Genomic DNA, 23,165 nt, shown 5'->3' with positions numbered 1-23,165 from the left:
ATGCTGGGAAACTGGGTCAAACGACCGTTTGCTCTGCGGCATCCGGCGACACCGCCACGCAAGGTGAGGAGACTTCATGATGACAGTGCCATCCCGCAATGCCTCATCAGCATCCGCTGGGCAATCCGCCGTGGCGGGGGCCGTAGAGGTCACGCCGCAAGCGGAGTCTCGGGAGGTGTCCGAGCCGCGAGAGTCACGTCCGCTGCTGGCGTTTGCCCATGCCAATGGCTTCACCGGCGCCTGTTACAACAGCCTGCTGGCCCCGTTGGCCGAGTCGTTCGATCTGCTGCCGGTGGACAGGCTGGCGCATGATCCCGCCTATCCGGTGGGGCGCAATCTGATCGCGTTGCGGGACGAATGGCTGGCCTGTCTGGACACGGCGCTGGGGCCGGTGGGCACGCCGGACAGTCGCAAGGTCATCGGGGTAGGGCATTCGCTGGGAGGCGTGGTCAACTACATGGCCGCGCTCAAGCAGCCGGCGCGTTTCCACTGCGTCATCCTGCTTGACCCGCCCTTGATGCTGGGACGTGATGCCATCGGCCTCAAGATCGCCAAGCGCTTCGGTTTCATCGACCGTGTCACGCCGGCAGGGCGCACGCGTGGCCGGCGTGCCCGCTGGGATTCGCCTCAGGCGATGCATGATTACCTGCGTCGCCGCTCGCTGTTCGCCAACTTCACGCCCCGCGCACTTGCGGACTACATCGAGCATGCCACGCATCGCCACGGCGATGGCAGCCTGTCGCTGAGCTTCGATACGCGTCACGAGGTGGAGATCTTCCGCCATCTGAGTGATCACCTCACGGGCTCCGTGGCCAGGCTCATGGTACCGGTGAAGATACTGGCAGGTGAGCAGTCGGACCTCTTGACGCCACCGCGCATCGCCAGGCTCCAACGGGCCGGGCTTGAGGTCGCCACGGTGCCGGGCGGACACATGTATCCTTTTGAGCATCCTGATCTGACGCGTGAGGCGCTGTTGGCGACCCTCTCGCAATTGGCACCGGAGTTGATGGCATGAATTGCACGACGGGCACATCACGCCCATCCCCTCGTCCCTTGACGTTCACGCGGCGCTGCGGCGGCGAGATAGCGGCGCTGGAGTGGCGCTCCGAGCAGGCCAGCGCTGACGCCCCGGTATGGCTGGCGCTGCACGGCTGGCTCGACAATGCCGCCAGCTTCACGCGCCTGGCACCTCTGCTGTGTGAGCGACTGGGCATCCGGATCGTGGCCATCGACCTGGTCGGGCATGGTCGCTCGAGTCCCCAGGGGCCGGATGGCGACTATGCGGTGTGGGATTATTGTCACGATGTCATCGAAGCGCTGGAGGGGTTGCGAGGCGAGGGCATGTCGGAGGCACCGGTCACCTTGCTGGCGCACTCGCTTGGCGCTGCCGTCGCCGGACAAGTCGCAGCGGCCCTGCCGGAGCATGTCGCACGACTGGTGCTGATCGACGGTATCGGGGCGCTGGCGACACCGGCTGACGAGGTGGTGGGGCAGTTGCGCCGTGGCCTGCTGGCGCGTCATGCGCGTCCGCTCTCGCGAGAGGCCTCAGGGAGCCAGCCGTCGCGTCGTGCGCACTATCGTGGCATCGAGGAGGCGGTGGCGGCGCGTGTGGCCGGAGGCGTCACGCCCGTGGATGCCGAGACGATACGCCCGGTGGTCGAGCGCAACCTCGAACCCCTCGAAGAGGGCTGGCGGCTGTGCAGTGACCGTCGTCTGCTCAGACCCTCGGTGATGCGCTATACCCCGGAGCAGGTACTGGCGCTGCTGGCCGCCGTCAATCAGCCGGTGCTGCTGATCGAGGGGGAGCAGGGTATCCTGAGGGAGCGGCCCGAAGCGCAGCTGGCGCGAGCGGCCGTGCGCGGGCTGGAGCGTTGCGTCCTGCCCGGCGGCCATCACCTGCATCTGGAGCCGGGACATGTCGCGGCGGTCGCGGCACGGATCATCGACTGGACCGTCGCGGGCGAGTAGTCCGTCGCGCCAAGGTCATCCTTCATCATCGTCATCGGGAGACATGCCATGGCCAAGCGCAAGACCATCGCCCTGGCACTGGGGAGTGGCGGGGCACGCGGTTATGCCCATATCGGTGTCATCGAGGAAGTGCTGGCGCGGGGCTACGACATTCGCGCCATCTCCGGCTGCTCCATGGGCGCGCTGGTGGGCGGTATCTATGCCGCCGGTCAGCTCGACGCCTATCGGGACTGGGTGTGCAAGCTGGATTATTTCGATGTGCTGCGACTGGTGGACGTGACCTGGAGCCCGATGGGCGCCATTCGCGCCCGTCGCATCATGGAAGAGCTGGAGGCCCTGATCGGGGATACGCGCATCGAGGACCTGCCGATACCGCTCACCACCGTCGCCACGGACCTGATCGCCCAGAAGGAGGTCTGGTTCCAGAGCGGCAATCTTCTCGAGGCGATCCGGGCCTCCATCGCCGTGCCGGGGGTGATCACGCCGGTGCAGCGCGATCGCAAGATGCTGGTGGATGGTGGCTTGATGAATCCGTTGCCCATCACGCCGCTGGTGGCCGCGCATGTGGATCTGGTGCTGGCGGTGAATGCCACCGCGCACTCGCCGCGCAACCAGACGCTGGAGCAGATGCTGCCCCCGGCGGAGGCGGCCGAAGAGGAAGCACGCGAGGCCGCGCTGCAGGCGCAGGAGGGCGGATTCGGTGACTGGCTGCGTGGCGTGCGCCGCAGTGCCGAGCGCATGTTCTCGGCCGAACGTGAGACGACGCAGCCTCCTGAACTCGCCGAGCCACCGCCATCCTCCACCTCGGCGGTGAGCCCCTTGGGCGGCGTGCCGCTGCCGCCGGGAGGCAGTCTCGCCCCGCCCTTCACGGCCTTGTCGGAGGCGCCGGAGACGGAGCCCGTCACCAGCACGGGCGCGACCCTGAACGATGTGCTGAATCAGGCCGTGAAGGAGGGCCGGGACGACGCTGACCCGCGCGAGGCGCAGGGGCGTCAGAGCGAGAATCGGGAGTCGCGGCGCCTCGCGGAGATCGAGGAGGGAGTCGACGACGACAATTCGCCGGAGCAGGCCTGGGGCAAGCTCGACATGATGATGCGCTCCTTCGATATCACCCAGGCGACACTGGCCAAGTACAAGATCGCCGGGTATCCGCCGGACATTCTGGTCGAGATCCCCAAGACGGTGTGTGGCGCCTACGAATTCCATCGGGCCGAAGGCCTGATCAAGCTGGGCCGTCACCTGGCCGCCGAGGCGCTGGATCGTTATGAGAAGGGGCTGGATGGCTAGGAGGTCGATGAGCACGCGGCAATGACGCAAGCCCCCGCCAAACGAGATTGGCGGGGGCTTTTGGCATGTGGCTCAGGCTGACGCTGACGCGCTGGTTCAGCCCTTGATCCATTTCTCGAAGATGGCGGCCTGCTCGCCGGTGCCCTGCATCTGGGTCAGCCACTGGTCAACGTAGGCCTTCCAGATATTGTCACCCAGCGGCAGCAGATAGCCCTTCTGGGAGAAGGTGAATGGCGCATCAGGATGCACGCTGCACAGCGCCGGGTGACGGCTGGCCTGCAGCTGGGTCTCGATGGCATCCGTCACCATCACGTCGGCGCGGTCTTCGATGATGTTGTTGAAGATGGTGCGGTTGTCGTTATGCGCGACGCGCGTGGCATCGCTCAGGAATTCATTGGCGAAGCGCTCGTTGGTGCCGCCCGGATTGACGGTGATGCGCACGCTCGGCTGATTGATCTGGGCGACGGTCTGGTACTTGTCGACATCTTCACAGCGCACGATGGGCGTCTTGCCGCCGGTCTGGTAGGGCAGGCTGAAGTAGGCCTGTGCCTGACGATCCAGCTTGATCGAGATACCGGACATGGCGATGTCGCACTTGCCGGAGGTGAAGTCTTCCATCAGCGTCGGCCAGCTGGTCGGAACCGTCTCGACGCTTGCGTCCAGGCTTGCGGCCAGCGAGGCGGCCATGTCGAGATCGATGCCCTCGAACTCGCCGTCGTCTTCACGATGGCTGAAGGGGGCATAGTCACCGGTGGTGCAGACCTTCAGCACCTGAGTCTCCTTCACGCGGGAAAGCGTGCTGTCGGCCAGGGAATCGCTGGCGGCAGCGGGCATGGCAAGCGTCAGTGACAGGGTGGCTGCGGTCACGCCGCTGAAGATGGCGGTGGAGCGCGCGCGGCGTGAGGGCTGGCGTGTGGAGTGTTCAGCGTTGGGTGTCATCGGGGTGTTCCCTTGTCGTTATGGTGGCAGGCTCGGCGTGAGGCCTGCTTCAGATGTTCAGTTGCTCAGGTGTTCAGATGCTCAGATGTCCTGTGTCGCTACTCCGTGGCGTGGCGATGGAGGGGCTCGCTCAGTCCATCAACGGATCACGGCCCTTGCTGCGCAACAATACATAAACTGCGCCGCTGCCGCCGTCCAGCTCCAGCGCCGAGGTGAAGGCCAGCACGTCCGGCCACTGGCGCAGCCAGGCGTTGACGTGGCTCTTGATGATCGGGTGATCCGCCATGCCGGTCCACGCCTTGCCATGTACGACCAGCACACAGCGTGAGCGCCGCGCGATGGCGTCATCGATGAAGGATTCCAGCTCGCTGCGCGCCTGCTCCAGTGTGTAGCCGTGCAGATCGAGACCGGCTTCCCAGGCGATCTCGCCGCGCTTGAGGCGCTGGCGCTGGCGGTAGGGGAGGTCCGGTACCGCGAAGTCGAGCAGCTGGCTGGGCGTGACCGGTTCGACCTGGCCGTCCGTGGTGCGCGATGGCGTGCCGAGAGAGTCGGTCGAGGCTTCGCTGGCGGCAGCGCGACGCGCGGCCAGTCGGGCCTGCTCGTCCCGGCTGAGCGGCTTGCGGCCGGGGTCTGCCCGGTTGCTGGTGATCTTGCGCACGCCGGCCTGTTTGAGGGCGGCGCGGAAGGCGTTGAAATCGTCGCCGTCATCCGAGCTGTCGTCGTGTCGGGGGGGCATGGCTGGGGGCTCCGCAAGCGGTGAATGGCAAGGGGCGCAGTATAGCGTGGCTGTCGGTGCTGTGAAGCACCGCGCCGTGCCGTGCAAGGTCAGTGGCGTCCCATGATGTCGCGCACGTCACGCGCGGTGACCATGGCGCGTGCAAGGGTCGCCGCCACGCCTCGTGAACGCTACAATGCCTGCGCGAGACGCCAGCGACGCATCATGACTGGCGGCGCTCGTTGTCCATCTGTCCGCTTACAGGAATCACCGTGTCCACTACTTCCGCGTCCGACCTGCGCCATCCTTCCAGCCTCAGTGAGCCGGATTCCCGTCTCGTCGAGGAGCTGGTGACTCTGCGCGACCTGATTCGCTGGGCGACCAGCGAGTTCCACGCGCACCGTCTGCACTTCGCCCACGGCACCGACTCTGCCTGGGACGAGGCGGTGGCGCTGGTGCTGGGTGCGCTGCATCTGCCGTGGGACACGGACCCCGCCGTGATCGACGCCCGTCTGCTGACCATGGAGCGTGCGCGCATCGTGGCGCTGGTGCGTGAACGCATCACCACCCGCAAGCCGCTGCCGTATCTGCTCGGTGAAGCCTTCTTCACCGGCGTGCCCTTCGATGTCGATGAGCGCGTGCTGATTCCGCGCTCGCCGATCGCCGAACTGATCGAGAGCGGCTTCTCGGCCTGGTTCCCGGAACTGCCGCCGACCCGGGTGCTGGACATGTGCACCGGTTCCGGCTGCATCGGGATCGCCACCGCGCTGGTGATGCCGACCGCCGAGGTGGATCTGGTGGATATCAGCGCGGAGGCGCTGGAAGTCGCGCGTCGCAATATCGAGCGTCACGATGTGGCAGGGCGGGTCATCGCCGTGCAGTCGGACCTGTTCGCGGGCGTGGCCGGCAAGCGCTATGACCTGATCGTCTCCAATCCGCCCTACGTGGACAGTTTCGATCTCTCCCACATGCCGCAGGAATTCGGCCACGAGCCGGCGCTGGCGCTGGGCGCCGGTGATGATGGCCTGGATATCGTGCGCCGTATCCTGCGCGAGGCGCGTGACTACCTGACCGACGACGGCGTCTTGATCGTCGAGGTCGGCAACTCCGAGCGCCACCTGATGGACGCGTTCCCGGACGTGCCCTTCATGTGGCTGGAGTTCGAGCGTGGCGGCAACGGCGTCTTCGCCATCGATGCCCAGACACTGGACGTCTGCGCCCCCGAATTCGCCTGAAGACAGGCTCGTCTGGTGCCTTCGCTTCAGCGCCAGACCTGAAAAAGCTCACGACAACTATTATCAGAACGCCGTCGGCCATGACCGGCGGCATCGCCTGAGGACCCCCTGAATGTCCGGAAATACCTTCGGCAAGCTGTTCACCGTCACCACCTTCGGCGAAAGCCATGGCCCGGCGCTGGGCGCCATCATCGATGGTTGCCCGCCGGGCATCGAGATCAGCGAAGCGGATCTGCAGGTCGATCTGGACCGCCGCCGTCCCGGCACCTCGCGCCACACCACCCAGCGGCGCGAGCCGGACCAGGTGCGCATTCTCTCGGGCGTGTTCGAGGGCCGCACCACCGGCACGGCCATCGGCCTGATGATCGAGAACACCGATCAGCGCTCCAAGGACTACGGCAAGATCAAGGACCAGTTCCGTCCGGCCCACGCCGACTACACCTATCACCACAAGTATGGTGAGCGTGACTACCGTGGCGGTGGCCGCAGCTCCGCGCGCGAGACTGCCATGCGCGTCGCCGCCGGTGCCATCGCCAAGAAGTATCTGGCGAGCCACGGCGTGCAGGTGCGCGGCTATCTGTCCCAGCTCGGTCCCATCCAGCTTGAGGTCAAGGACTGGTCGCTGGTCGACACCAATCCGTTCTTCTGTGGCGATGCGGACCGCCTCGAGGAGCTGGAGCAGTACATGGACGCCCTGCGCAAGGAAGGCGATTCCGTGGGCGCCAAGGTCACCGTCGAGGCGACTGGCGTGCCGGTGGGTCTCGGTGAGCCGATCTTCGATCGCATCGATGCCGAGCTGGCCCATGGCCTGATGAGCATCAACGCCGTCAAGGGCGTCGAGATCGGGGACGGGTTCGCCGTGGTCAGCCAGAAGGGTACCGAGCACCGTGACGAGATGACGCCGGAAGGTTTCCTCTCCAATCATGCCGGCGGCATCCTGGGCGGTATCACCAGCGGCCAGACCCTGCGTGCCAGCATCGCCCTTAAGCCGACCTCCAGCCTTCGGCTGCCGGGGCGCAGCATTGACGTCAATGGCGAAGCGGTCGAAGTGATCACCACCGGCCGTCATGATCCGTGTGTCGGCATCCGTGCCACGCCGATCGCCGAGGCGATGGTCGCGCTGACGTTGATGGACCACCTGCTGCGCCATCGTGGCCAGAATGCCGACGTCAAGGTCGACACACCGGTGCTGCGCGAGGTGTAAGCCGCTTGCGGCGCGGCTGAACTGCTGGCGCTGCCCAGCTGTTGAACTTGTAACGCTGCCAAGCTGCTGAACTTTTAGTGAGAAAGAGACGCCCCATCCGTGGAGTGATGCCCTGCATCCTTCGTGGCTGGGGCGTCTTGCGTGGTGGGTTGGCTTGCACAAAGTAAATAAGAAAAGGCGTAAGTAGCAGGCTGCCCCCGTGTCATTCTCGCTGCTAGACTCGAATGGCAAGCATGCCAGCGGACTCGCGCACCACGCCGTGCGCGGGCAGACAACACAAGGACACTGCCATGAAGATCAATGTCGAATTCGACCTGACGCCTCAGGAGTTTCGCCAGGCGATGGGCCTGCCGGATGTGGAAGCCTTTCAACAGGAATTGATGGAGCGCTTTCGTCGCCAGATGGAAGCGGGCGTCGAGGGCTATGATCCGATGAGCCTGCTCAAGCCGCTGATGACACCGGGGGCGGGCACGCCGTTTGCCAGGTTCATGCCGCCGGGGATGGCGGAAGGCATGGCGGGGATGGGCGGCTCGTCAGCGGCCGATTCCCCGGGGGCCTCATCCAACGAGATGGGCGACAGCATGGCCAAGGGCATGGCGGCTTTCCAGCAGTACCAGAAGATGATGCTGGATACCTTGCAGCAGTTCGGTCAGCAGGGCACGGGCAACGCCAGTGGTGGGGCCAGTGGTGGCGACAGTGAGCCCGCTGGGAATGACCCGCATGCGGGAGCTGCGCAGAAGGCGGCCGCTGAGGACAGACCCAAGGCCGCCAGCGCGCGCTCACGCAGTCAGCGTGACTGATGGATGACGAGGGAAGCTGAAGGCATTGCGTTGCAGGATTATCGTCATGGGATTGCAACCGCTTCGGGAGCAGACTAGTCTTTGTGCAGTGCAGCATAATGCTGCGCTCAAAAGATGGCGCAGAGTCTTCTGCGCGCTCTTCCGGTACGGAATCCATGGGAGGAACCGTCATGCAACAGGATCAGATGTTCAACGCCTTTGCCGAGCAGGCCCGCAGCTTCTATCAGCCGATGCGCAAGCTCAACAGCCTGGTGCTCGACCACATGAGCAAGGTGGCCGAGTTCCAGATGGATGCCGCCAAGCGCTATGCCGATACCGGTTTCGAGCGTGCCCGCGCCGCGACGGAAGTGAAGAGTGTCGAGCAGCTCAGCGAATTCGGCAATCGTCAGCTGGAAGTGGCCACCGAGCTGTCCCAGCAGATGATGGACGATTCCCTGAAACTGGCGGAAATGGGCAACGAGATGCGCAGCCAGATGGAACAGGCCTATTCCGATGCGGGCAAGGAAGCCACGGACAAGGCATCTTCCGCTGCCAGCAAGGCGTCTTCCGCCACGGCGGATGCCGCGAAAGACAGCACCAGCAAGCCGGCAAGTGCCACCAGCCGCGCCAAGCAGAGCTGAAGAATCATCGAGAGGGCTGGCGCACGCGCCAGCCCTTTTTTTGGCGAGGTCAGGCATTGCCCCCATCACGGCCCGGGTGCATGCTGAGAGTCGCCCCCCCCGAGGCGGCAAGACGACAGATGAGAGGTCTCAGCCGGCTTTCCGTCGTATTCGCGCCTTTGGCATGAATGCGACGGAAAGCGGACTGCAAGGCTCTGGCTTGCCAGAGTGACGCCAGAGTGAAGAGAGTCGGTGCAAGGTGCCAGTGACGGCGCCGCGAACGCCTTTCGAGGGCATTGCACTGCAGAGGTACGGAAGGATTCGGTTCGATGAAATCGTGCATGTCGGCGTTCGTTCGACAGCCATGCTTCGATAGCCAATGACAAGGAGGACGGGCGATATGGTTTCAGCCCAGCAGCAGGCACTTTCTCAGGCATTCTCTCAGGCCTTTTCCCATCTGTTTCCCGATGGCGCCGACGGCGGTGAATGGGCCGGCGTGGTACAGGAAGCCAGCACCCAGTATCAGGCTCTGATGAGTGACATGCTGGAGCGCCTGTGGCCAAGTGCTGCTGCCTCCACCATCTACGACGAGATGGGACGTTGCTTCCAGGCAGGCGCGGAGGCGCTGGCACGTGACCCCCAATTGCTGATTTCCACGCAGACCCGCCTCTTCCAGGACCAGATGGCCCTGATGCAGGGCACGCTGCGCGAGATGAGCGGTGAGAGTGTCGAGCCCGTGATCAGCCCCGCACGCTCTGATCGTCGCTTCCGCGATGAGGCCTGGCAGAGCGAACCGTATTATCACTTCCTCGTGCAGCAATATCTGCTGTTCTCGCGCGCCGTGGATGAGATGCTGGCGGGCATCAAGGGATTGCCGGAGAGCCAGAAGCGCAATCTCGAGTTCTACGCGCGCCAGTACGTCAGTGCCTTCTCGCCCTCCAACTTCGCCTCCACCAACCCGGAAGTGCAGCGGGTGACCCGCGAAACCGGCGGCCAGAATCTGCTCGACGGCTTGAAGCGTCTGCGGGAAGACCTTGCCAACTCCGCCGAAGGCATCAATGTCGCGATGACCGACACCGAAGCCTTCCGTCTCGGCGACAACATCGCCGTCACGCCGGGGGATGTGGTGTTCGAGAATGAGCTGATCCAGCTGATCCAGTATCGCCCGGCGACGGAAAAGGCCTTCAGTACGCCGTTGCTGGTCGTGCCGCCGTGGATCAACAAGTACTACATTCTCGATCTGCGTCAGGACAATTCGATGATGCGCTGGCTGGTGGAGCAGGGGCACACCGTGTTCCTGATCTCCTGGCGCAATCCCGGGCCGGAGCAGAGCGATCTCACCTGGGCCGATTACATGCAGATGGGGCCGCTTGCCGCGATGGATGCCATCGAGCAGGCCACCGGCGAGAAGCAGGTCAATATCCTGTCCTACTGCATCGGCGGCACGCTGACGGCCAGCACCATGGCCTATCTCACGGCCAGGAAACAGGCGGATCGCGTGCGCTCGGTCAGTTACATGGCGACGTTGCAGGACTTCTCCGATCCCGGCGAGATCGGTGTCTTCCTCAACGAGCCGGTACTGCAGGGCCTTGAGAAGCAGATGGCGCAGGACGGCTACCTGGATGGCCGCGTGATGGCGTTCTCCTTCAACCTGCTGCGCGAGAATGACCTCTTCTGGTCGTTCTACGTCTCCAACTATCTCAAGGGCGAAGCGCCGACCGCGTTCGACCTGCTGTACTGGAATACCGACGGCACCAACCTGCCGGCCGGTACCCATGCCTGGTATCTGCGTCACATGTATCTGGAGAACCGCCTTGTGCAGCCCGGCGGTATCGAGCTGGACGGTGTCCCGATCGACCTCTCGCAGATCGAGATTCCCAGCTATTGGGTCTCCGCCCGCGAGGATCACATCGCCAAGTGGCAGACCACCTACAACGGCACCCAGCTGCCCAAGGCTTCCATCAAGCGCTTCGTGCTGGGTGGCTCAGGCCATATCGCGGGTATCGTCAATCCGCCGCACAAGAACAAGTACGGCTACGTCACCAATGACGAGCTGCCGGCGACACCGGATGCCTGGCTTGAAGGCACCGAGGCGCATGAAGGCTCCTGGTGGAATGACTGGCAGGCATGGATGTCCGGCAATGGTTTCGTCGAGCCGGAACCGGAAGTCTCTGCGCGCACGCCTGGCAAGGGCAAGCTTGAGGTGATCGAAGCGGCGCCGGGCCGTTACGCGCGCCAGACCATCCCCGAAGTGCTGGGGCAGGCCGTCCCGGAAGAGATCACCAGCGTGGCGGATGCGCAGCTCAAGGCCGTGCGTGATGTGCAGCAGACGGTCGAGAAGAGCGTGAATGAAGCGCTCAAGCAGGTGACGCTGCCGCTGGAAGAGGCCATGACCGCGATGACCGAAGCCGTCACCGGCAAGGCCGCCAATGATGCCAGCAGTGCCTCTACGGCCAAGCCGTCTTCCGCCAAACCTGCCGCGTCGTCTGCCAAGCCATCGGCGACAACTGCCAAGCCTGCAGCACGCAAGGCGCCTGCCAGGAAGGCAGCGACACCCAAGTCGGTAGCGCCGAAGCCAGCCGCACCGAAGCCGGCCGCACCGAAGCCGGCCGCACCTGAATCAGCTACGCTAAAGTCGACCACGAGCGAAGCCTCAGGCAGCAGCACCTCAAGCGCTGCTGACAAGGCGCCTGCGGCAAAAGCCCCGGCTGCCAAGAAGCCAGCAACGCCTCGCAAGACAACTGCCAGAAAGACAGCGGCGAGCAAGTCTGCCTCTGACAGCAAGACGTCTGCCTCCGGCACCTCGAACAGCAGCACTTCTTCCGCGGCCTCCGGCTCCAGTGCTGCGAAGCCAGCGACGACGCGCAAGAGCACAGCGAGCAAGACGACTGGAACCAGCAAGAGCACCGCCAGCTCGACGGGAAGCGCGAGCACTGCCAAGACGGGCAGCAGTACTGGGACTTCCAGTCAGGGCGCTTCAGGCTCTGGTGCTTCCGCCACCACCGCCAAGAGCGACACCGGCAGCGAAGCACCCAAGCCGCGCCGTGGCCGTCCCTCCAACGTCAGCAAGGCTGCCGCCGCCAAGGCAGCGGAAGAGGCGAAGAAGGACGATGCCAAGCCTGGGGCAAGCAAGACGGATGGCGCGTCTGGTGGGCCGAAGGGGTCTGATAAAGACTAAATACTTTGAGGTCATGATAAATGACCAGTCTATATTAGGCTGGTCATTTTTTATTGTTCTGATATTGGAGTTTTATGATTTTTAATCCTTTGTCTCCATTTGTTTGCTAACATTTTCTAGGGTTTATTTTTTGAACTCCTTTAGGTGGTTGTTTATGTTCTTAAGCTCTTTCGTTACATCACTTATGTTTTTGCTGACTTGTATAAAAATGGTGTTATTTCTTCCCCGTAGAGCATCTGATAAAGTTGTTGCGGCGCTATTTGAGCTCTGAGCTTTCTCCAAGTATCTTATGTCTAAAATAGAGATGTCATTAGCTTTCTTGCTACGTATAGGAGATTTGAAGCTATAATTAGCAGTAACCTCTAGGTCCGAGGGGATCACTTCCCTTAGTCCAGCAAACTGCCCAGCTCTATATCTTAGCTCGCGACCTGCGCTTAGATGGCGAATAGTATAGTTGAAAGTGTCTTCTTGGTTCGAATCTGCTTTTTCAATGCCATATCTATTAATTGGAATAGGTGGAGAAAAGGTTAGGTCCTTCGCAGCACTCCCTCCACTATTAATAATTACCAAATCAATAATGGATGCTATATCAGGATTGGGCTCGTAATAGATAGAGATAGAAGGCTTTGCCTGTCGATAAAGCGCATGATAAGCAACAGCTACTGCGGAAAGTGTTATGAGAGGACTTGCTATGAAAAACATAAACTGTAAAGCTGGATTGATTTCTTGGAAGTCTATGCTCAATTTGTAATCCCTTTGGAGGTTGTTATGGCGCCGTATAGAGATGCTGTGTTAGCGACAATTAGATTTATGGTTGAGTGTTTAGGTATGTCCGAGTTGAGTTTAGAGTGAGATGATTAAAATTTTCAACTCTCTACTCTAGGCAACCTTATGCGGTAATTTTTATCGATTGACTTGAATAGATTACGGCATCGGCTAGAGATTTCTCGACGCCGCATCCCTTGCGCCTTCCAGCAGTTCGATCATCGCACTGGCGGCGTTCGAGAGGGTGCGGTTGTTGTGATAGAGGTAGCCGAGCTGGCGTTCGATGGGGCGGTGGTCGATGGGCAGGATCTCGATCTCGTCGTCGATCATGCTTTCCGGCAGTACGCTCCAGCCCAGGCCGATGGCGACCATCATCTTGAGGGTCTCGAGGTAGTTGGTGGACATCGAGACTTCCACCGAGAGGCCGTCACGCGCGAAGGTGTCGATGACGATGCCGCGCGTGAAGGTCAGGTGGCCCGGCAGCACGGCGTCGTGCTGTGAAAGGGCGGCCAGCGGCAACGCCTTGTGTCCCGCCAGCGGGTGGTCTCGTCCGCACACGAAGCGCATCTCGTCCAGCCACACCGGCACCACCGTCAGATTGGGATCGCGATGCGGTGCCAGAGTGACGACGGCCAGTTCCAGCTCCCCATCCAGTACGCCCTGATAGGCCTGTTCCGAATCCAGGAAGCGCATGTCCATGCGTACCTCGGGATGGGACATGGTAAAGGCCTTGAGCAGTGGCGGCAGACGGTGCAGGCCCACATGGTGGCTGGTCGCCATCGTCAGGCTGCCTTTTACCTCGCCGGACAGATTGCGCAACGCGCGCCGCGTGTCATCGTGCATCACCAGAATGGCACGTGCCCGCGGCAGCAGGATATTGCCGGCCTCCGTCAGGGTGACGCGCCGCCCGATGCGATCAAACAGCCGCGCGCCGTGGAGCTGTTCCAGCTGCGCGATGCGCTTGGAGACAGCGGGTTGTGTCAGGTGCAGCTGTTCGGCCGCCAGCGAGAAGGAAGCGGTTTCCGCGACGGCAACGAAGGCCTGAAGAGAGGGAGTGTCCATGTGAGGCAGCTATCCTGTCATGAGGGCGTTCAGAAGAATGATCTTCCGTGCGATCAGGGGGAATGTCGGCTGAGGCAATGGTATTCCTTCTGGGAATCCAAAGCATGAAAAACATGAATTGCTTTTATTCATCGCCGCCGAGTACTCTTGATGCACAGGACGCGGCGGCGATGCTCGAGCCTCTGGTGGCAAGCCACCTGCGACATGGCTCGCACGACCGCCCCGCCATCAACACTGGACGACACACCTCATCAAGGGGCCGCCACGAGCCCCGAGGCAGCAAGCGCTCTTACCGTAGGGCGCCACGAGGAGACACGACATGGCCAGCCAGACCCTTTATGACAAGTTGTGGGACCAGCATCTGGTCAAGCAACGTGAAGACGGTACTGCACTCATCTACATCGACCGTCACCTGCTGCACGAAGTGACGTCGCCGCAGGCCTTCGAAGGGCTGCGTCTGGCCGGTCGCAAGCCGTGGCGTCTGGATGCCAACCTGGCAACGCCGGACCACAACGTGCCGACCTCTCTCAAGGAGCGCGCTGCCGGCATCGCGGGGATCGAGGATGAAACCTCTCGCATCCAGGTGCAGACCCTCGACGACAACTGCAACAGCTTCAACATCGAGCAGTTCACCATCAATGATGCGCGTCAGGGCATCGTGCACGTGGTCGGGCCGGAGCAGGGCGCGACCCTGCCGGGCATGACCGTGGTGTGTGGCGATTCCCACACTGCGACCCACGGTGCCTTCGCGGCACTCGCTCACGGTATCGGCACCTCCGAGGTCGAGCACGTGCTCGCCACCCAGTGTCTGATCCAGCGCAAGATGAAGAACATGCTGGTGCGCGTCGATGGTCGTCTCGGCACTGGCGTCACCGCCAAGGATGTCGTGCTCGCCATCATCGGTGAGATCGGCACCGCCGGCGGTACCGGCTATGCCATCGAATTCGGCGGCTCCGCCATCCAGGACATCTCCATGGAAGGCCGCATGACCATCTGCAACATGGCCATCGAAGCCGGGGCACGGGTCGGTCTGGTCGGGGTCGATGACATCACCATCGATTACCTGCGCGACCGTCCCTATGCGCCGAACGCCCAGCAGTGGGAAGCGGCCGTGTCCGACTGGCGGAATCTGGTCTCCGATGCAGATGCCGAATTCGACAAGGTCGTCGTGCTCAAGGCGGAAGACATCGCCCCGCAGGTCACCTGGGGCACCAGCCCGGAGCAGGTCACCAGCGTCAATGGCGTGGTGCCGGACCCGGCAGCCGCCAACGATGACACCGAAGCGCGTGGCATCACCCGTGCGCTCGAGTACATGGGCCTCAGCGCTCAGCAGAAGATCACCGACATCAAGCTGGACCGCGTGTTCATCGGCTCCTGCACCAACTCGCGTATCGAGGACTTGCGTGAAGCGGCGCGCGTGGCCGAAGGCCGTACGGTCGCCAAGAGCCTCAAGCAGGCGATGGTCGTGCCGGGCTCTGGCCTGGTGAAGGCACAGGCGGAAGCCGAAGGACTGCACGAGATCTTCCTCGCCGCGGGCTTTGAATGGCGCGAGCCGGGCTGCTCCATGTGTCTGGCGATGAACGCCGACAAGTTGGGCGCCGGCGAGCATTGTGCTTCCACCTCCAACCGCAACTTCGAAGGCCGTCAGGGCTTCGGTGGGCGTACGCACCTCGTCAGCCCGGCCATGGCCGCCGCTGCCGCGATTGCGGGTCACTTCGTTGATGTTCGTGACTTTGCCCCCATTCCTACTTCCGATACTCACGCAGCCTGAGGAGGCCCGACATGGAAAAGTTCATTCGCCAGCAGGGCCTCGTGGCACCGCTCGATCGCGCCAACGTCGATACCGACCTGATCATCCCGAAGCAGTTTCTGAAATCGATCAAGCGTACCGGCTTCGGCCCGAACCTCTTCGATGAGCTGCGTTATCTCGATGAGGGCTATATCGGACAGGACATCAGCAAGCGTCCGCTGAATCCGGACTTCGTGCTCAACCAGCCGCGTTATTCAGGCGCAAGCGTGCTGCTGGCACGTCGCAACTTCGGCTGTGGTTCCTCGCGCGAACACGCGCCCTGGGCACTGACCGACTTCGGCTTCCGTGTCGTCATCGCGCCGAGCTTCGCCGATATCTTCTACAACAACTCGTTCAAGAACGGCCTGTTGTTGATCACCCTCGACGAGGACACGGTGGATCGCCTGTTCAAGGAAGCCGAGGCGGTGGAAGGGTATCGTCTGGATATCGATCTCGAGGCACAGGCCGTCATCACGCCGTCCGGTGAGTCGATCGCCTTCGAGGTGGACAGCTTCCGCAAGCATTGCCTCATGGAAGGCCTGGATGACATCGGTCTGACTCTCAAGGATCAGGACGCCATCGACAGCTTCGAGACGCGTCATCGCGCCGAGCGTCCGTGGCTGTTCCGCGATGGCAAGACGGCCTGATCTGTCCAGCGTCACGCCAGTCAGCGCCGCAGTCGCAACACATTCGTCATGGCTCGCCGTCCAGAGTGGCAGCGAGCCCAGTCTCAGCACCGGCGGTGAACCGTCGGTCTTGCCGGATGCTCTCCGGCCCAAGGAGTTCCAGATGAGCCGCAATATCCTGATTCTGCCCGGTGATGGCATTGGCCCGGAAATCACGGCCGAAGCCGTGAAGATCCTTGAAGCCGCACGCAGCGAAGGGCTGGACATCACGCTGAGCGAAGGCAAGGTCGGTGGTGCAGGGTATGACGCGGCGGGCCATCCGCTGCCGAAGGACACGCTGGACGCCGCCAAGGCGGCAGACGCCATCCTGCTCGGCGCGGTCGGTGGCCCGCAGTGGGACAAGCTCGAGGACATCTCGCTGCGTCCGGAACGCGGCCTGCTGGGGCTGCGCAAGGAGCTTGAACTCTTCGCCAACCTGCGTCCGGCAATTCTCTACCCGCAGCTGGCCGAGGCCTCCAGCCTCAAGCCGGAAGTGGTGTCCGGTCTGGACATCATGATCGTGCGTGAGCTGACCGGTGGCATCTACTTCGGCCAGCCGCGTGGCATCGAGACGCGCGACGGACAGCAGGTCGGCTACAACACCTACGTCTACTCAGAATCCGAGATCGAGCGTATCGGCCGTACCGCCTTCGAGATGGCCCAGAAGCGCAACAAGAAGCTGTGCAGTGTCGACAAGGCCAACGTGCTGGAAGTCACCATGCTGTGGCGTGACGTGATGGAGCGCATCTCCGCCGACTACCCGGATGTCGAGCTGTCGCACATGTACGTCGACAACGCCGCCATGCAGCTGGTGCGCGCACCGAAGCAGTTCGACGTGGTGGTCACCGGCAACATGTTTGGCGACATCCTCTCGGATGAAGCCGCGATGTTGACCGGTTCCATCGGCATGCTGCCGTCCGCCTCGCTGAATGCCAGCGGCCAGGGCATGTATGAGCCGTGCCACGGCAGCGCGCCGGACATCGCGGGTCAGGGCATCGCCAACCCGCTGGCGACCATCCTGTCAGTGGCGATGATGCTGCGCTACTCGCTGAATGAAGCGGCGTGGGCCGAGCGTATCGAGAAGGCCGTCGGTGTGGTGCTGGATGAAGGTCTGCGTACCGCCGATATCGCCTACGCCGGCACTCGCAAGGTCTCCACCTCTGAGATGGGCGATGCCGTGCTGGCCGCCTTCAAGGCCCAGGCGTAAGGCAAGACCCGCGTGAACGCCGCTCGTGAGTGGCGTTCACGCGAGATGATCATGAGGAAGCCTGGCGTGCGTCGCTGGGCTTTCGTGTCAGGACCTGCGGCTGGAGCGTTGGGCAAGGCTCACATTGGGTGAGTTGCCTGTGCTCGCTGCGGGTCATTCCTGTGTCGGGAGCGGTGGTGTCTTCCATGCTCCCGGCCGTGCATGAACAAGGAGAACAAGCATGTTGAAAGTCGGATTTGTCGGTTGGCGTGGCATGGTCGGTTCCGTGCTGATGCAACGCATGCGTGATGACAACGATTTCGCCGGTATCGAGCCGGTATTCTTCTCCACTTCCCAGGTCGGTCAGGCCGGCCCGGACGTGGGCACGCCGGTGCCGGCGCTCAAGGATGCCAATGACATCAATGAGCTGAAGGCGCTGGACGTCATCGTCACCTGTCAGGGTGGCGACTACACCAAGCAGGTGTTCGGACCGCTGCGTGAAGCCGGCTGGAAGGGCGACTGGATCGATGCGGCCTCCACCCTGCGCATGGAGAAGGATGCCGTGCTGGTGCTGGACCCGGTCAATCGTCACGTGATCGATGAGAAGATCGGTGCCGGTGCCAACACCTTCGTCGGCGGCAACTGCACCGTCAGCCTGATGCTGATGGGTCTGGGTGGCCTGTTCGAGGCCGGCATGGTCGAGTGGATGACCTCCATGAGCTACCAGGCGGCTTCCGGCAGCGGTGCGCGCCACATGCGTGAGCTGCTGACCCAGATGGGCCAGCTCAATGGCAGCGTGGCCTCGGAGCTTGCCGACCCGGCCAGCGCGATTCTGGATATCGACCGCAAGGTGACCGCCACCATGCGCGGCGATGATTTCGCGACCCAGCAGTTCGGTGCGCCGCTGGCCGGCTCGCTGCTGCCGTGGATCGATTCCCCGATGGAATCCGGTCAGACCCGCGAGGAGTGGAAGGCCGGTGTCGAGGCCAACAAGATTCTCGACAGCCAGGGCAACCCGATCATGATCGATGGGCTGTGCGTGCGGATCGGTGCGATGCGCTCCCACTCCCAGGCCTTCACCGTCAAGCTCAAGCAGGACGTGCCGCTGGACGAGATCGAAGACCGCCTGGCCAAGCACAACGACTGGGTCAAGGTCGTTGCCAACACCAAGGAAGACAGCCTCAAGCACCTGACACCGGCTGCTGCTACCGGCACCCTGACCGTTCCGGTCGGCCGTCTGCGCAAGCTGGCGATGGGTGGTGAATACCTGTCTGCCTTCAGCGTGGGTGACCAGCTGCTGTGGGGGGCCGCGGAGCCGCTCAAGCGCATGCTGACCATTCTGCGGGAACATCGCGCCGCCTGATCATCACGATGGCTGGCCCTCGCGGTTGAGTGCCATGGCGTGATGCAAGACGTCGCCCCCGACTCCTCGGAGCCGGGGGCGACTTTTTTGCGCTCGAAAATTCTGCAATCGTAAATCCTGCAATCGAATATCCATGCACTCGAACGTCCCTGACGAATGTCCTGGCGGACCATGTCCGGGTTCCCGGTCATGTCCCGAATGCCCAATGAAGGGTGATTGCGATGGTCGGTCGTGCCGATGATCGGCAGTGCCATGGGCAGCAGATGACCGGCATGTCATTCGAATGACTGACCGGCTTCATTCCGGCTTGCGCATTTTTTGCGAATTTGGCTGGCGATGTTGATGCATGATGGCATCTCGTATGCATATTTGAGTATCGTGTCAGCCGGATGAGGTGGAGCTGGTCACTCCTGTCATCCGGGGAGCAGGTGGGCTATCAGAGGGGACGACGCCCGCTAGCGTTGAAATTTTTCTGGCTGAGTCGCGCCTTGCCTGAATCATGAGGCGGACTCTCTGGTATCTTATATGTAAGAATACGTAACATAATGCGCCGGCCGGACACTGAATCGGTCGCATACGAAGGGACACTCAATGGGACGCAAGCTTCCTCTCGCACTGGCGATCTCCTTCGCCATCTATAGTGCTCAGGCCTTGGCGGTCGGCATGGAATCGCCGCGATTGCGCTCGAATCTGAATCAACCGCTGGATGCCCGCATCGGCCTGACAGATACCTCCGGGCTTGATAGCAGCCTGATCAAGGCGAACGTCTCCGATGCCGCCGCCTTTGCGCGTGCCGGTGTGGACCGCAGCTATGTCAGTGATGACGTCAAGGTGGCCATCAAGCAGCAGGGCAGCCGCTATTATCTTCAGCTGACCACCAACGGGGCGGTACGTGAGCCCTATGTGGATCTGCTGCTGGACGTCGAGTGGCCCAATGGCAAGCTGCAGCGTCAGGTCACGCTGCTGTTCGATCCGGCGGGCTATTCCAGTCAGCCGGCACTGGTGACGCCTTCTGGTGCGCGCTCACGTCCGTTGGCCGACACGGGGTCGACACCCTCGCGTTCCGTGGTCTTCCGTGACAGTGGTCAGTCGTCCTCGGCAAGCGCTGCGCCCGCGGCGGGCGAAACGCCGTCAAGCATCAAGGTACGCAGTGGCGATTCCCTGTGGACCATCGCACGACGCGTGCGTCCGGATGCCGGGGTCAGCATCCGTCAGGCCATGCTGGCGATTCAGGAAGCCAATCCCAGTGCCTTCCCGGGCGGCAACATCAACAAGCTGAGGGCGGGGGTGGTCCTGAGCGTTCCCGATCGCGCCACCATGCTGGGCCGCTCGCGCACGGCGGCCGATCGCGAAGTGCGTGAGCAATATCAGCAGTGGGTCGCGGGGGCGCAAGGCAAGACCATCCCTGCTCCGGCCAGCAAGAAGACGGCATCCGCGTCTCCGAAGGATACCGCCACGGCCAGTGAGACGCCCGCTGCAGCGCCCGCTCCCAGCGGCCCCGCCAGTGCGGGTGCTGACGGCAAGCCGCGCCTGACGCTGATCGATGAAGAGGCCACGCCGGCGAGCAAGGCGGCCGCCAGTACGCAGATTTCCGCGGGCAGCCAGCAGGCCATCGATGAGCTGTCGGATCGCCTCGAATCGCTGGAAGACCAGTTGCTGACCAACCAGCAGCGTCTGGATCAACTGGAGCAGGAGCGTGACGACCTGCGCAGTGAAGTCGCTTCATTGCGCAGTGAGGTCGGTGAGCTGCGTGCTTCCCTGGCCGAGCGTACCGAGCAGCTGGAAACGGCCAAGGTATTGCTGGCCAAGCAGAACCGTCTGCTGGTCAACAGCGGCATCACTCCCTTGACGCTACCCGAGAGTCTGGTCGCTGCCGGGGTGGATCTGGGCCAGCCGCGTGATGGTGAAGGTAATCTCGTGTTGCCCAGCCAGCCCTGGCCGCAGGCGACGTGGAAGTGGGTACAGGACAATCTGATGATGGTGGGCGGCGCGGCGGGAGCATTGCTGTTGCTGCTGTTGCTGTTGCTGCGTCGTCGCTCGGGGCCGAAGGATGACTCCAGCATGAGCTTCGCGGATGCCGTGCGTCACAACGACCAGGACCTGCAGGACCCGTCACGGGGTGCCTTTGGTGCTGCAGCGGGTACCGCTGACAGACAGGTCCCGGAAGAGGCGTCTGCAGTGGCAAGTCGTGGCTCTCACACTCTTGAGCCTCTGGCCCAGCCTGAGGCCGCTGCCATCAGCGAGGCGGATATCTTCATCGCCTATGGACGCTTCGATCAGGCGCAAGCCCTGCTGGAAACCGGTCTTGCAGACGATGAGAGTCGTCAGGACCTGCGTCTCAAGCTGATGGGTGTGCATGGAGAACTTGGCAATCTCGAGGCGCTGAATCACGAAAGCGAGAAGGTATTGGCGGCGGGCAATGCAGAAGAGCGTGAAGAGGCTCAGGCGCTGCTCAACCGTTATGCCGGAATGGGTAGCCCCATGCGTGCCGCCATGGGTGGCGCGGTGGCCGCAAGCAACGTGACGCATCTCTCCGGTGTCGTCAGTCAATATGCCCAGTCCCTACGTGTGCCATCCTCGGGCAGCGCAGCCTCTGAAAGGCTGGCGGCAGGTGGCGCAAACCTGCAGGACGATGAGCGCGAGCCGGAGGGTGACGTGTCTGACTCTTCAGGCGAAGGGCAGGACAGTGGCTCGTTCGAGGATGACTTGCACGCTGATACCGCCGTCACGAATGACACTCCGGCAGACGTGGGAGTCGCATTCGAGCCCGGCCTCAAGGGCAAGAGTCCCGAGCACGGAAAGGCGGCAACCGATACCAGTTTCTTCAGTGACAACGTGATCGATTACCAGGCGCCGGAACTGACGCTTGACGACGGTGTGGAGCCTGCGGCAGTGGCAAGTGTTGAGAAGGCGGACGAGGCGCTCAAGGGTGAGGCGGTCGAATTTACCTCCGCCTCCATTGATGAGGAAGGTGAATCTGCGAAATCCAGTGCACCTTCAGGCGACGAGGTGGCGCCTGCAAGCGCCTTTTCAGCAGCCGACGAGTTGCCGTCGCTGGATAGCATGACGCTGGAAGAGGTGGATGTCCCTCGTCGTGATATCTCGCAATTCGAGGTGGAGGAAGTGGCGTTCGAGTCCGGGGATCAGGATAATGCCTATCCCTCTGTCGGCATGGCAGGGGCAGGGGCTGGCGCCCAGGATAGCGTGGCCTTCCAGCAGCTCGAGGAAGCCCGCCAGTTGCTGGTGGATGGTGAGGATGATCAAGCGGCAGCGCTGCTTGAGCCGCTCGCCTCCGCCAGTGACGGGATGATCCGTGAAGAGGCGCTGGCGTTGATGGAGCGCTTTGGTCTGACCTGATGCCCTTTTTTACACCGCTTGATGATAATGAAAGACGCCCGGGGCGCATCGCTCTGGGCGTCGAGTATGATGGCAGCCGCTATTGCGGTTGGCAGCGCCTCAGCCACGCACCTTCCGTGCAGGAAACGCTTGAAAAGGCGCTTTCCAAGGTGGCTTCCACTCCCATCACCGTCCACTGCAGCGGGCGCACCGATTCAGGTGTGCACGCCGTGCGTCAGGTCGTGCACTTCGATACCCCCGTGGGCCGCAGCCGCAAGGCATGGCGCATGGGCGGCAACGTCAATCTTCCCCCGGATATCGGTATCCATTGGGCGGTCCCCGTTCCCGATGACTTCCATGCCCGATTCAGCGCCATCGCGCGTCGTTATCGCTACATGATCATCAATCAGCCTTTTCGGCCGGTGATGGAGCGTCACAACGCCACCTGGTGTCGTGAACCCCTGAATGTCGCCGACATGCAGGCGGCGGCCGCCCATCTGGTAGGGGAGCTGGACTTCTCGGCCTTCCGTGCGGCAGGTTGTCAGTCGCGCTCGCCACGACGCCACGTGCATTTCATCGAGGTGAGTCGTCACGGCCAGCTGGTCATGATCGACATCCAGGCGAATGCCTTCCTGCACCACATGGTGCGCAATATTGCCGGTACCTTGATGGCCATCGGACGTGGCGAGAAGCCTGTCGAGTGGATCGTCGAGCTGATGCGCGGGGGAGATCGCACGCGTTCGAGTGCCACGGCAGCAGCCACGGGACTTCACTTCGTCGACGTCATCTATCCGCCGCGCTATGAGCTGCCCAGGGAGCCGCTCGGGCCTGGTCTGGTGGCCCATCTCGGGGAGTGGACGGGAGAGCGTCCCTTGCCGGATTGCCCGATGGTACGCTCACGCCTGGCCCGTGCCGAAGCCGAGGGTGCCGAAGAGGCTCGGGCGGCAGGCAAGCTCAGTGAAAAGGAAGCCATTCGGCTGGCAAGCGTTGCCCGTGAGGCCGAGCGTCTCAGTCGGGAACATGAACAAGCGATTCCTGCCGCACAGAATGAATCCTCACGTTGAACGGAGTGAT

The 23,165-nt window shown here is 62.7% G+C and carries 17 protein-coding genes and 1 pseudogene; 14 read left to right on the top strand and 4 right to left on the bottom strand.

The features are described from left to right. The first annotated feature begins 79 nt into the window (after positions 1-79). The 3 genes from QD228_RS00500 to QD228_RS00490 are packed head-to-tail and all read left to right on the top strand — an operon-like array spanning position 80 to position 3,255. Positions 80-1,015, top strand: a complete 936-nt coding sequence (locus QD228_RS00500; protein ID WP_279874064.1) for an alpha/beta hydrolase — start codon at positions 80-82, stop codon at positions 1,013-1,015. After that, the gene (locus QD228_RS00495) at positions 1,012-1,968 is read left to right on the top strand and encodes an alpha/beta hydrolase (RefSeq protein ID WP_279874062.1); all 957 of its coding nucleotides are present in this window, start codon (positions 1,012-1,014) and stop codon (positions 1,966-1,968) included. Before QD228_RS00500 ends, QD228_RS00495 begins: the two co-directional genes overlap by 4 nt. A gap of 48 nt (positions 1,969-2,016) precedes the next feature. After that, on the top strand, positions 2,017-3,255 hold the full coding sequence (locus QD228_RS00490; protein WP_279874061.1) for a patatin-like phospholipase family protein: 1,239 nt from the start codon (positions 2,017-2,019) through the stop codon (positions 3,253-3,255). A 96-nt stretch (positions 3,256-3,351) separates the two neighbouring features. Here QD228_RS00490 and QD228_RS00485 read toward each other — a convergent pair whose 3' ends face one another. After that, positions 3,352-4,194, bottom strand: coding sequence for a transporter substrate-binding domain-containing protein (locus QD228_RS00485; protein WP_279855058.1), 843 nt, complete (start codon positions 4,192-4,194; stop codon positions 3,352-3,354). 130 nt (positions 4,195-4,324) lie between these two features. Continuing rightward, positions 4,325-4,930, bottom strand: coding sequence for a Smr/MutS family protein (locus tag QD228_RS00480; RefSeq protein ID WP_136938208.1), 606 nt, complete (start codon positions 4,928-4,930; stop codon positions 4,325-4,327). A gap of 251 nt (positions 4,931-5,181) precedes the next feature. Between QD228_RS00480 and prmB the strand changes: the two genes are divergently transcribed. The 5 genes and pseudogenes from prmB to phaC all read left to right on the top strand — a co-directional run. Further along, entirely contained in the window at positions 5,182-6,144 is a 963-nt protein-coding gene (prmB, locus tag QD228_RS00475; protein WP_279874059.1) for a 50S ribosomal protein L3 N(5)-glutamine methyltransferase, read from the top strand. Positions 6,145-6,256: 112 nt separating this feature from the next. Continuing rightward, positions 6,257-7,348 carry a chorismate synthase gene (aroC, locus tag QD228_RS00470; RefSeq protein WP_279874057.1) on the top strand — a complete coding sequence of 364 codons (1,092 nt, stop codon included), beginning with the start codon at positions 6,257-6,259 and terminating at the stop codon, positions 7,346-7,348. Positions 7,349-7,638: 290 nt separating this feature from the next. Continuing rightward, positions 7,639-8,148 carry a DUF6489 family protein gene (locus QD228_RS00465; RefSeq protein WP_279874055.1) on the top strand — a complete coding sequence of 170 codons (510 nt, stop codon included), beginning with the start codon at positions 7,639-7,641 and terminating at the stop codon, positions 8,146-8,148. Positions 8,149-8,318: 170 nt separating this feature from the next. Further along, on the top strand, positions 8,319-8,768 hold the full coding sequence (locus tag QD228_RS00460) for a phasin family protein (RefSeq protein WP_167593039.1): 450 nt from the start codon (positions 8,319-8,321) through the stop codon (positions 8,766-8,768). A 511-nt stretch (positions 8,769-9,279) separates the two neighbouring features. Continuing rightward, a pseudogene (gene phaC / locus QD228_RS00455) lies at positions 9,280-11,010 on the top strand (class I poly(R)-hydroxyalkanoic acid synthase); the annotation flags it as partial. A gap of 1,038 nt (positions 11,011-12,048) precedes the next feature. Here phaC and QD228_RS00450 read toward each other — a convergent pair. Beyond that, the gene (locus QD228_RS00450; RefSeq protein WP_279874053.1) at positions 12,049-12,669 is read right to left on the bottom strand and encodes a hypothetical protein; all 621 of its coding nucleotides are present in this window, start codon (positions 12,667-12,669) and stop codon (positions 12,049-12,051) included. Positions 12,670-12,861: 192 nt separating this feature from the next. Next, positions 12,862-13,752, bottom strand: coding sequence for a LysR family transcriptional regulator (locus QD228_RS00445; RefSeq protein WP_279874051.1), 891 nt, complete (start codon positions 13,750-13,752; stop codon positions 12,862-12,864). Positions 13,753-14,071: 319 nt separating this feature from the next. Between QD228_RS00445 and leuC the strand changes: the two genes are divergently transcribed. The 6 genes from leuC (at position 14,072) to truA (ending at position 23,155) form a co-directional block, all read left to right on the top strand. Continuing rightward, positions 14,072-15,523 carry a 3-isopropylmalate dehydratase large subunit gene (gene leuC, locus QD228_RS00440; RefSeq protein ID WP_136938205.1) on the top strand — a complete coding sequence of 484 codons (1,452 nt, stop codon included), beginning with the start codon at positions 14,072-14,074 and terminating at the stop codon, positions 15,521-15,523. An 11-nt stretch (positions 15,524-15,534) separates the two neighbouring features. Then, positions 15,535-16,188, top strand: a complete 654-nt coding sequence (gene leuD, locus QD228_RS00435) for a 3-isopropylmalate dehydratase small subunit (protein WP_136938204.1) — start codon at positions 15,535-15,537, stop codon at positions 16,186-16,188. A 142-nt stretch (positions 16,189-16,330) separates the two neighbouring features. Further along, on the top strand, positions 16,331-17,413 hold the full coding sequence (gene leuB, locus QD228_RS00430) for a 3-isopropylmalate dehydrogenase (protein WP_084209076.1): 1,083 nt from the start codon (positions 16,331-16,333) through the stop codon (positions 17,411-17,413). Positions 17,414-17,633: 220 nt separating this feature from the next. Then, positions 17,634-18,755 carry an aspartate-semialdehyde dehydrogenase gene (gene asd / locus QD228_RS00425; RefSeq protein ID WP_084209075.1) on the top strand — a complete coding sequence of 374 codons (1,122 nt, stop codon included), beginning with the start codon at positions 17,634-17,636 and terminating at the stop codon, positions 18,753-18,755. 591 nt (positions 18,756-19,346) lie between these two features. Continuing rightward, entirely contained in the window at positions 19,347-22,112 is a 2,766-nt protein-coding gene (locus QD228_RS00420; RefSeq protein ID WP_279874046.1) for a FimV/HubP family polar landmark protein, read from the top strand. Then, positions 22,112-23,155, top strand: coding sequence for a tRNA pseudouridine(38-40) synthase TruA (truA, locus tag QD228_RS00415; protein WP_279874044.1), 1,044 nt, complete (start codon positions 22,112-22,114; stop codon positions 23,153-23,155). The genes QD228_RS00420 and truA overlap by 1 nt, the downstream gene beginning before the upstream one ends. Positions 23,156-23,165 lie beyond the last annotated feature (10 nt).

The sequence above is a fragment of the Cobetia sp. 3AK genome, assembly GCF_029846335.1.
Lineage (GTDB): Bacteria > Pseudomonadota > Gammaproteobacteria > Pseudomonadales > Halomonadaceae > Cobetia > Cobetia marina.
The sequence above is the reverse complement of the archived record's forward strand: the minus strand, read 5'-3'. Positions and strand labels throughout refer to the sequence as shown.

Excerpts from the sequence above, each read along its gene's own strand:
- QD228_RS00460 (WP_167593039.1), top strand. The coding sequence starts at position 8,319 with ATGCAACAGGATCAGATGTTCAACGCCTTTGCCGAGCAGGCCCGCAGC.
- QD228_RS00480 (WP_136938208.1), bottom strand. The coding sequence starts at position 4,930 with ATGCCCCCCCGACACGACGACAGCTCGGATGACGGCGACGATTTCAAC.
- truA (WP_279874044.1), top strand. The coding sequence starts at position 22,112 with ATGCCCTTTTTTACACCGCTTGATGATAATGAAAGACGCCCGGGGCGC.
- leuB (WP_084209076.1), top strand. The coding sequence starts at position 16,331 with ATGAGCCGCAATATCCTGATTCTGCCCGGTGATGGCATTGGCCCGGAA.
- QD228_RS00465 (WP_279874055.1), top strand. The coding sequence starts at position 7,639 with ATGAAGATCAATGTCGAATTCGACCTGACGCCTCAGGAGTTTCGCCAG.
- QD228_RS00420 (WP_279874046.1), top strand. The coding sequence starts at position 19,347 with ATGGGACGCAAGCTTCCTCTCGCACTGGCGATCTCCTTCGCCATCTAT.
- QD228_RS00500 (WP_279874064.1), top strand. The coding sequence starts at position 80 with ATGACAGTGCCATCCCGCAATGCCTCATCAGCATCCGCTGGGCAATCC.
- aroC (WP_279874057.1), top strand. The coding sequence starts at position 6,257 with ATGTCCGGAAATACCTTCGGCAAGCTGTTCACCGTCACCACCTTCGGC.
- leuC (WP_136938205.1), top strand. The coding sequence starts at position 14,072 with ATGGCCAGCCAGACCCTTTATGACAAGTTGTGGGACCAGCATCTGGTC.
- asd (WP_084209075.1), top strand. The coding sequence starts at position 17,634 with ATGTTGAAAGTCGGATTTGTCGGTTGGCGTGGCATGGTCGGTTCCGTG.
- QD228_RS00490 (WP_279874061.1), top strand. The coding sequence starts at position 2,017 with ATGGCCAAGCGCAAGACCATCGCCCTGGCACTGGGGAGTGGCGGGGCA.
- QD228_RS00485 (WP_279855058.1), bottom strand. The coding sequence starts at position 4,194 with ATGACACCCAACGCTGAACACTCCACACGCCAGCCCTCACGCCGCGCG.
- QD228_RS00495 (WP_279874062.1), top strand. The coding sequence starts at position 1,012 with ATGAATTGCACGACGGGCACATCACGCCCATCCCCTCGTCCCTTGACG.
- leuD (WP_136938204.1), top strand. The coding sequence starts at position 15,535 with ATGGAAAAGTTCATTCGCCAGCAGGGCCTCGTGGCACCGCTCGATCGC.
- QD228_RS00445 (WP_279874051.1), bottom strand. The coding sequence starts at position 13,752 with ATGGACACTCCCTCTCTTCAGGCCTTCGTTGCCGTCGCGGAAACCGCT.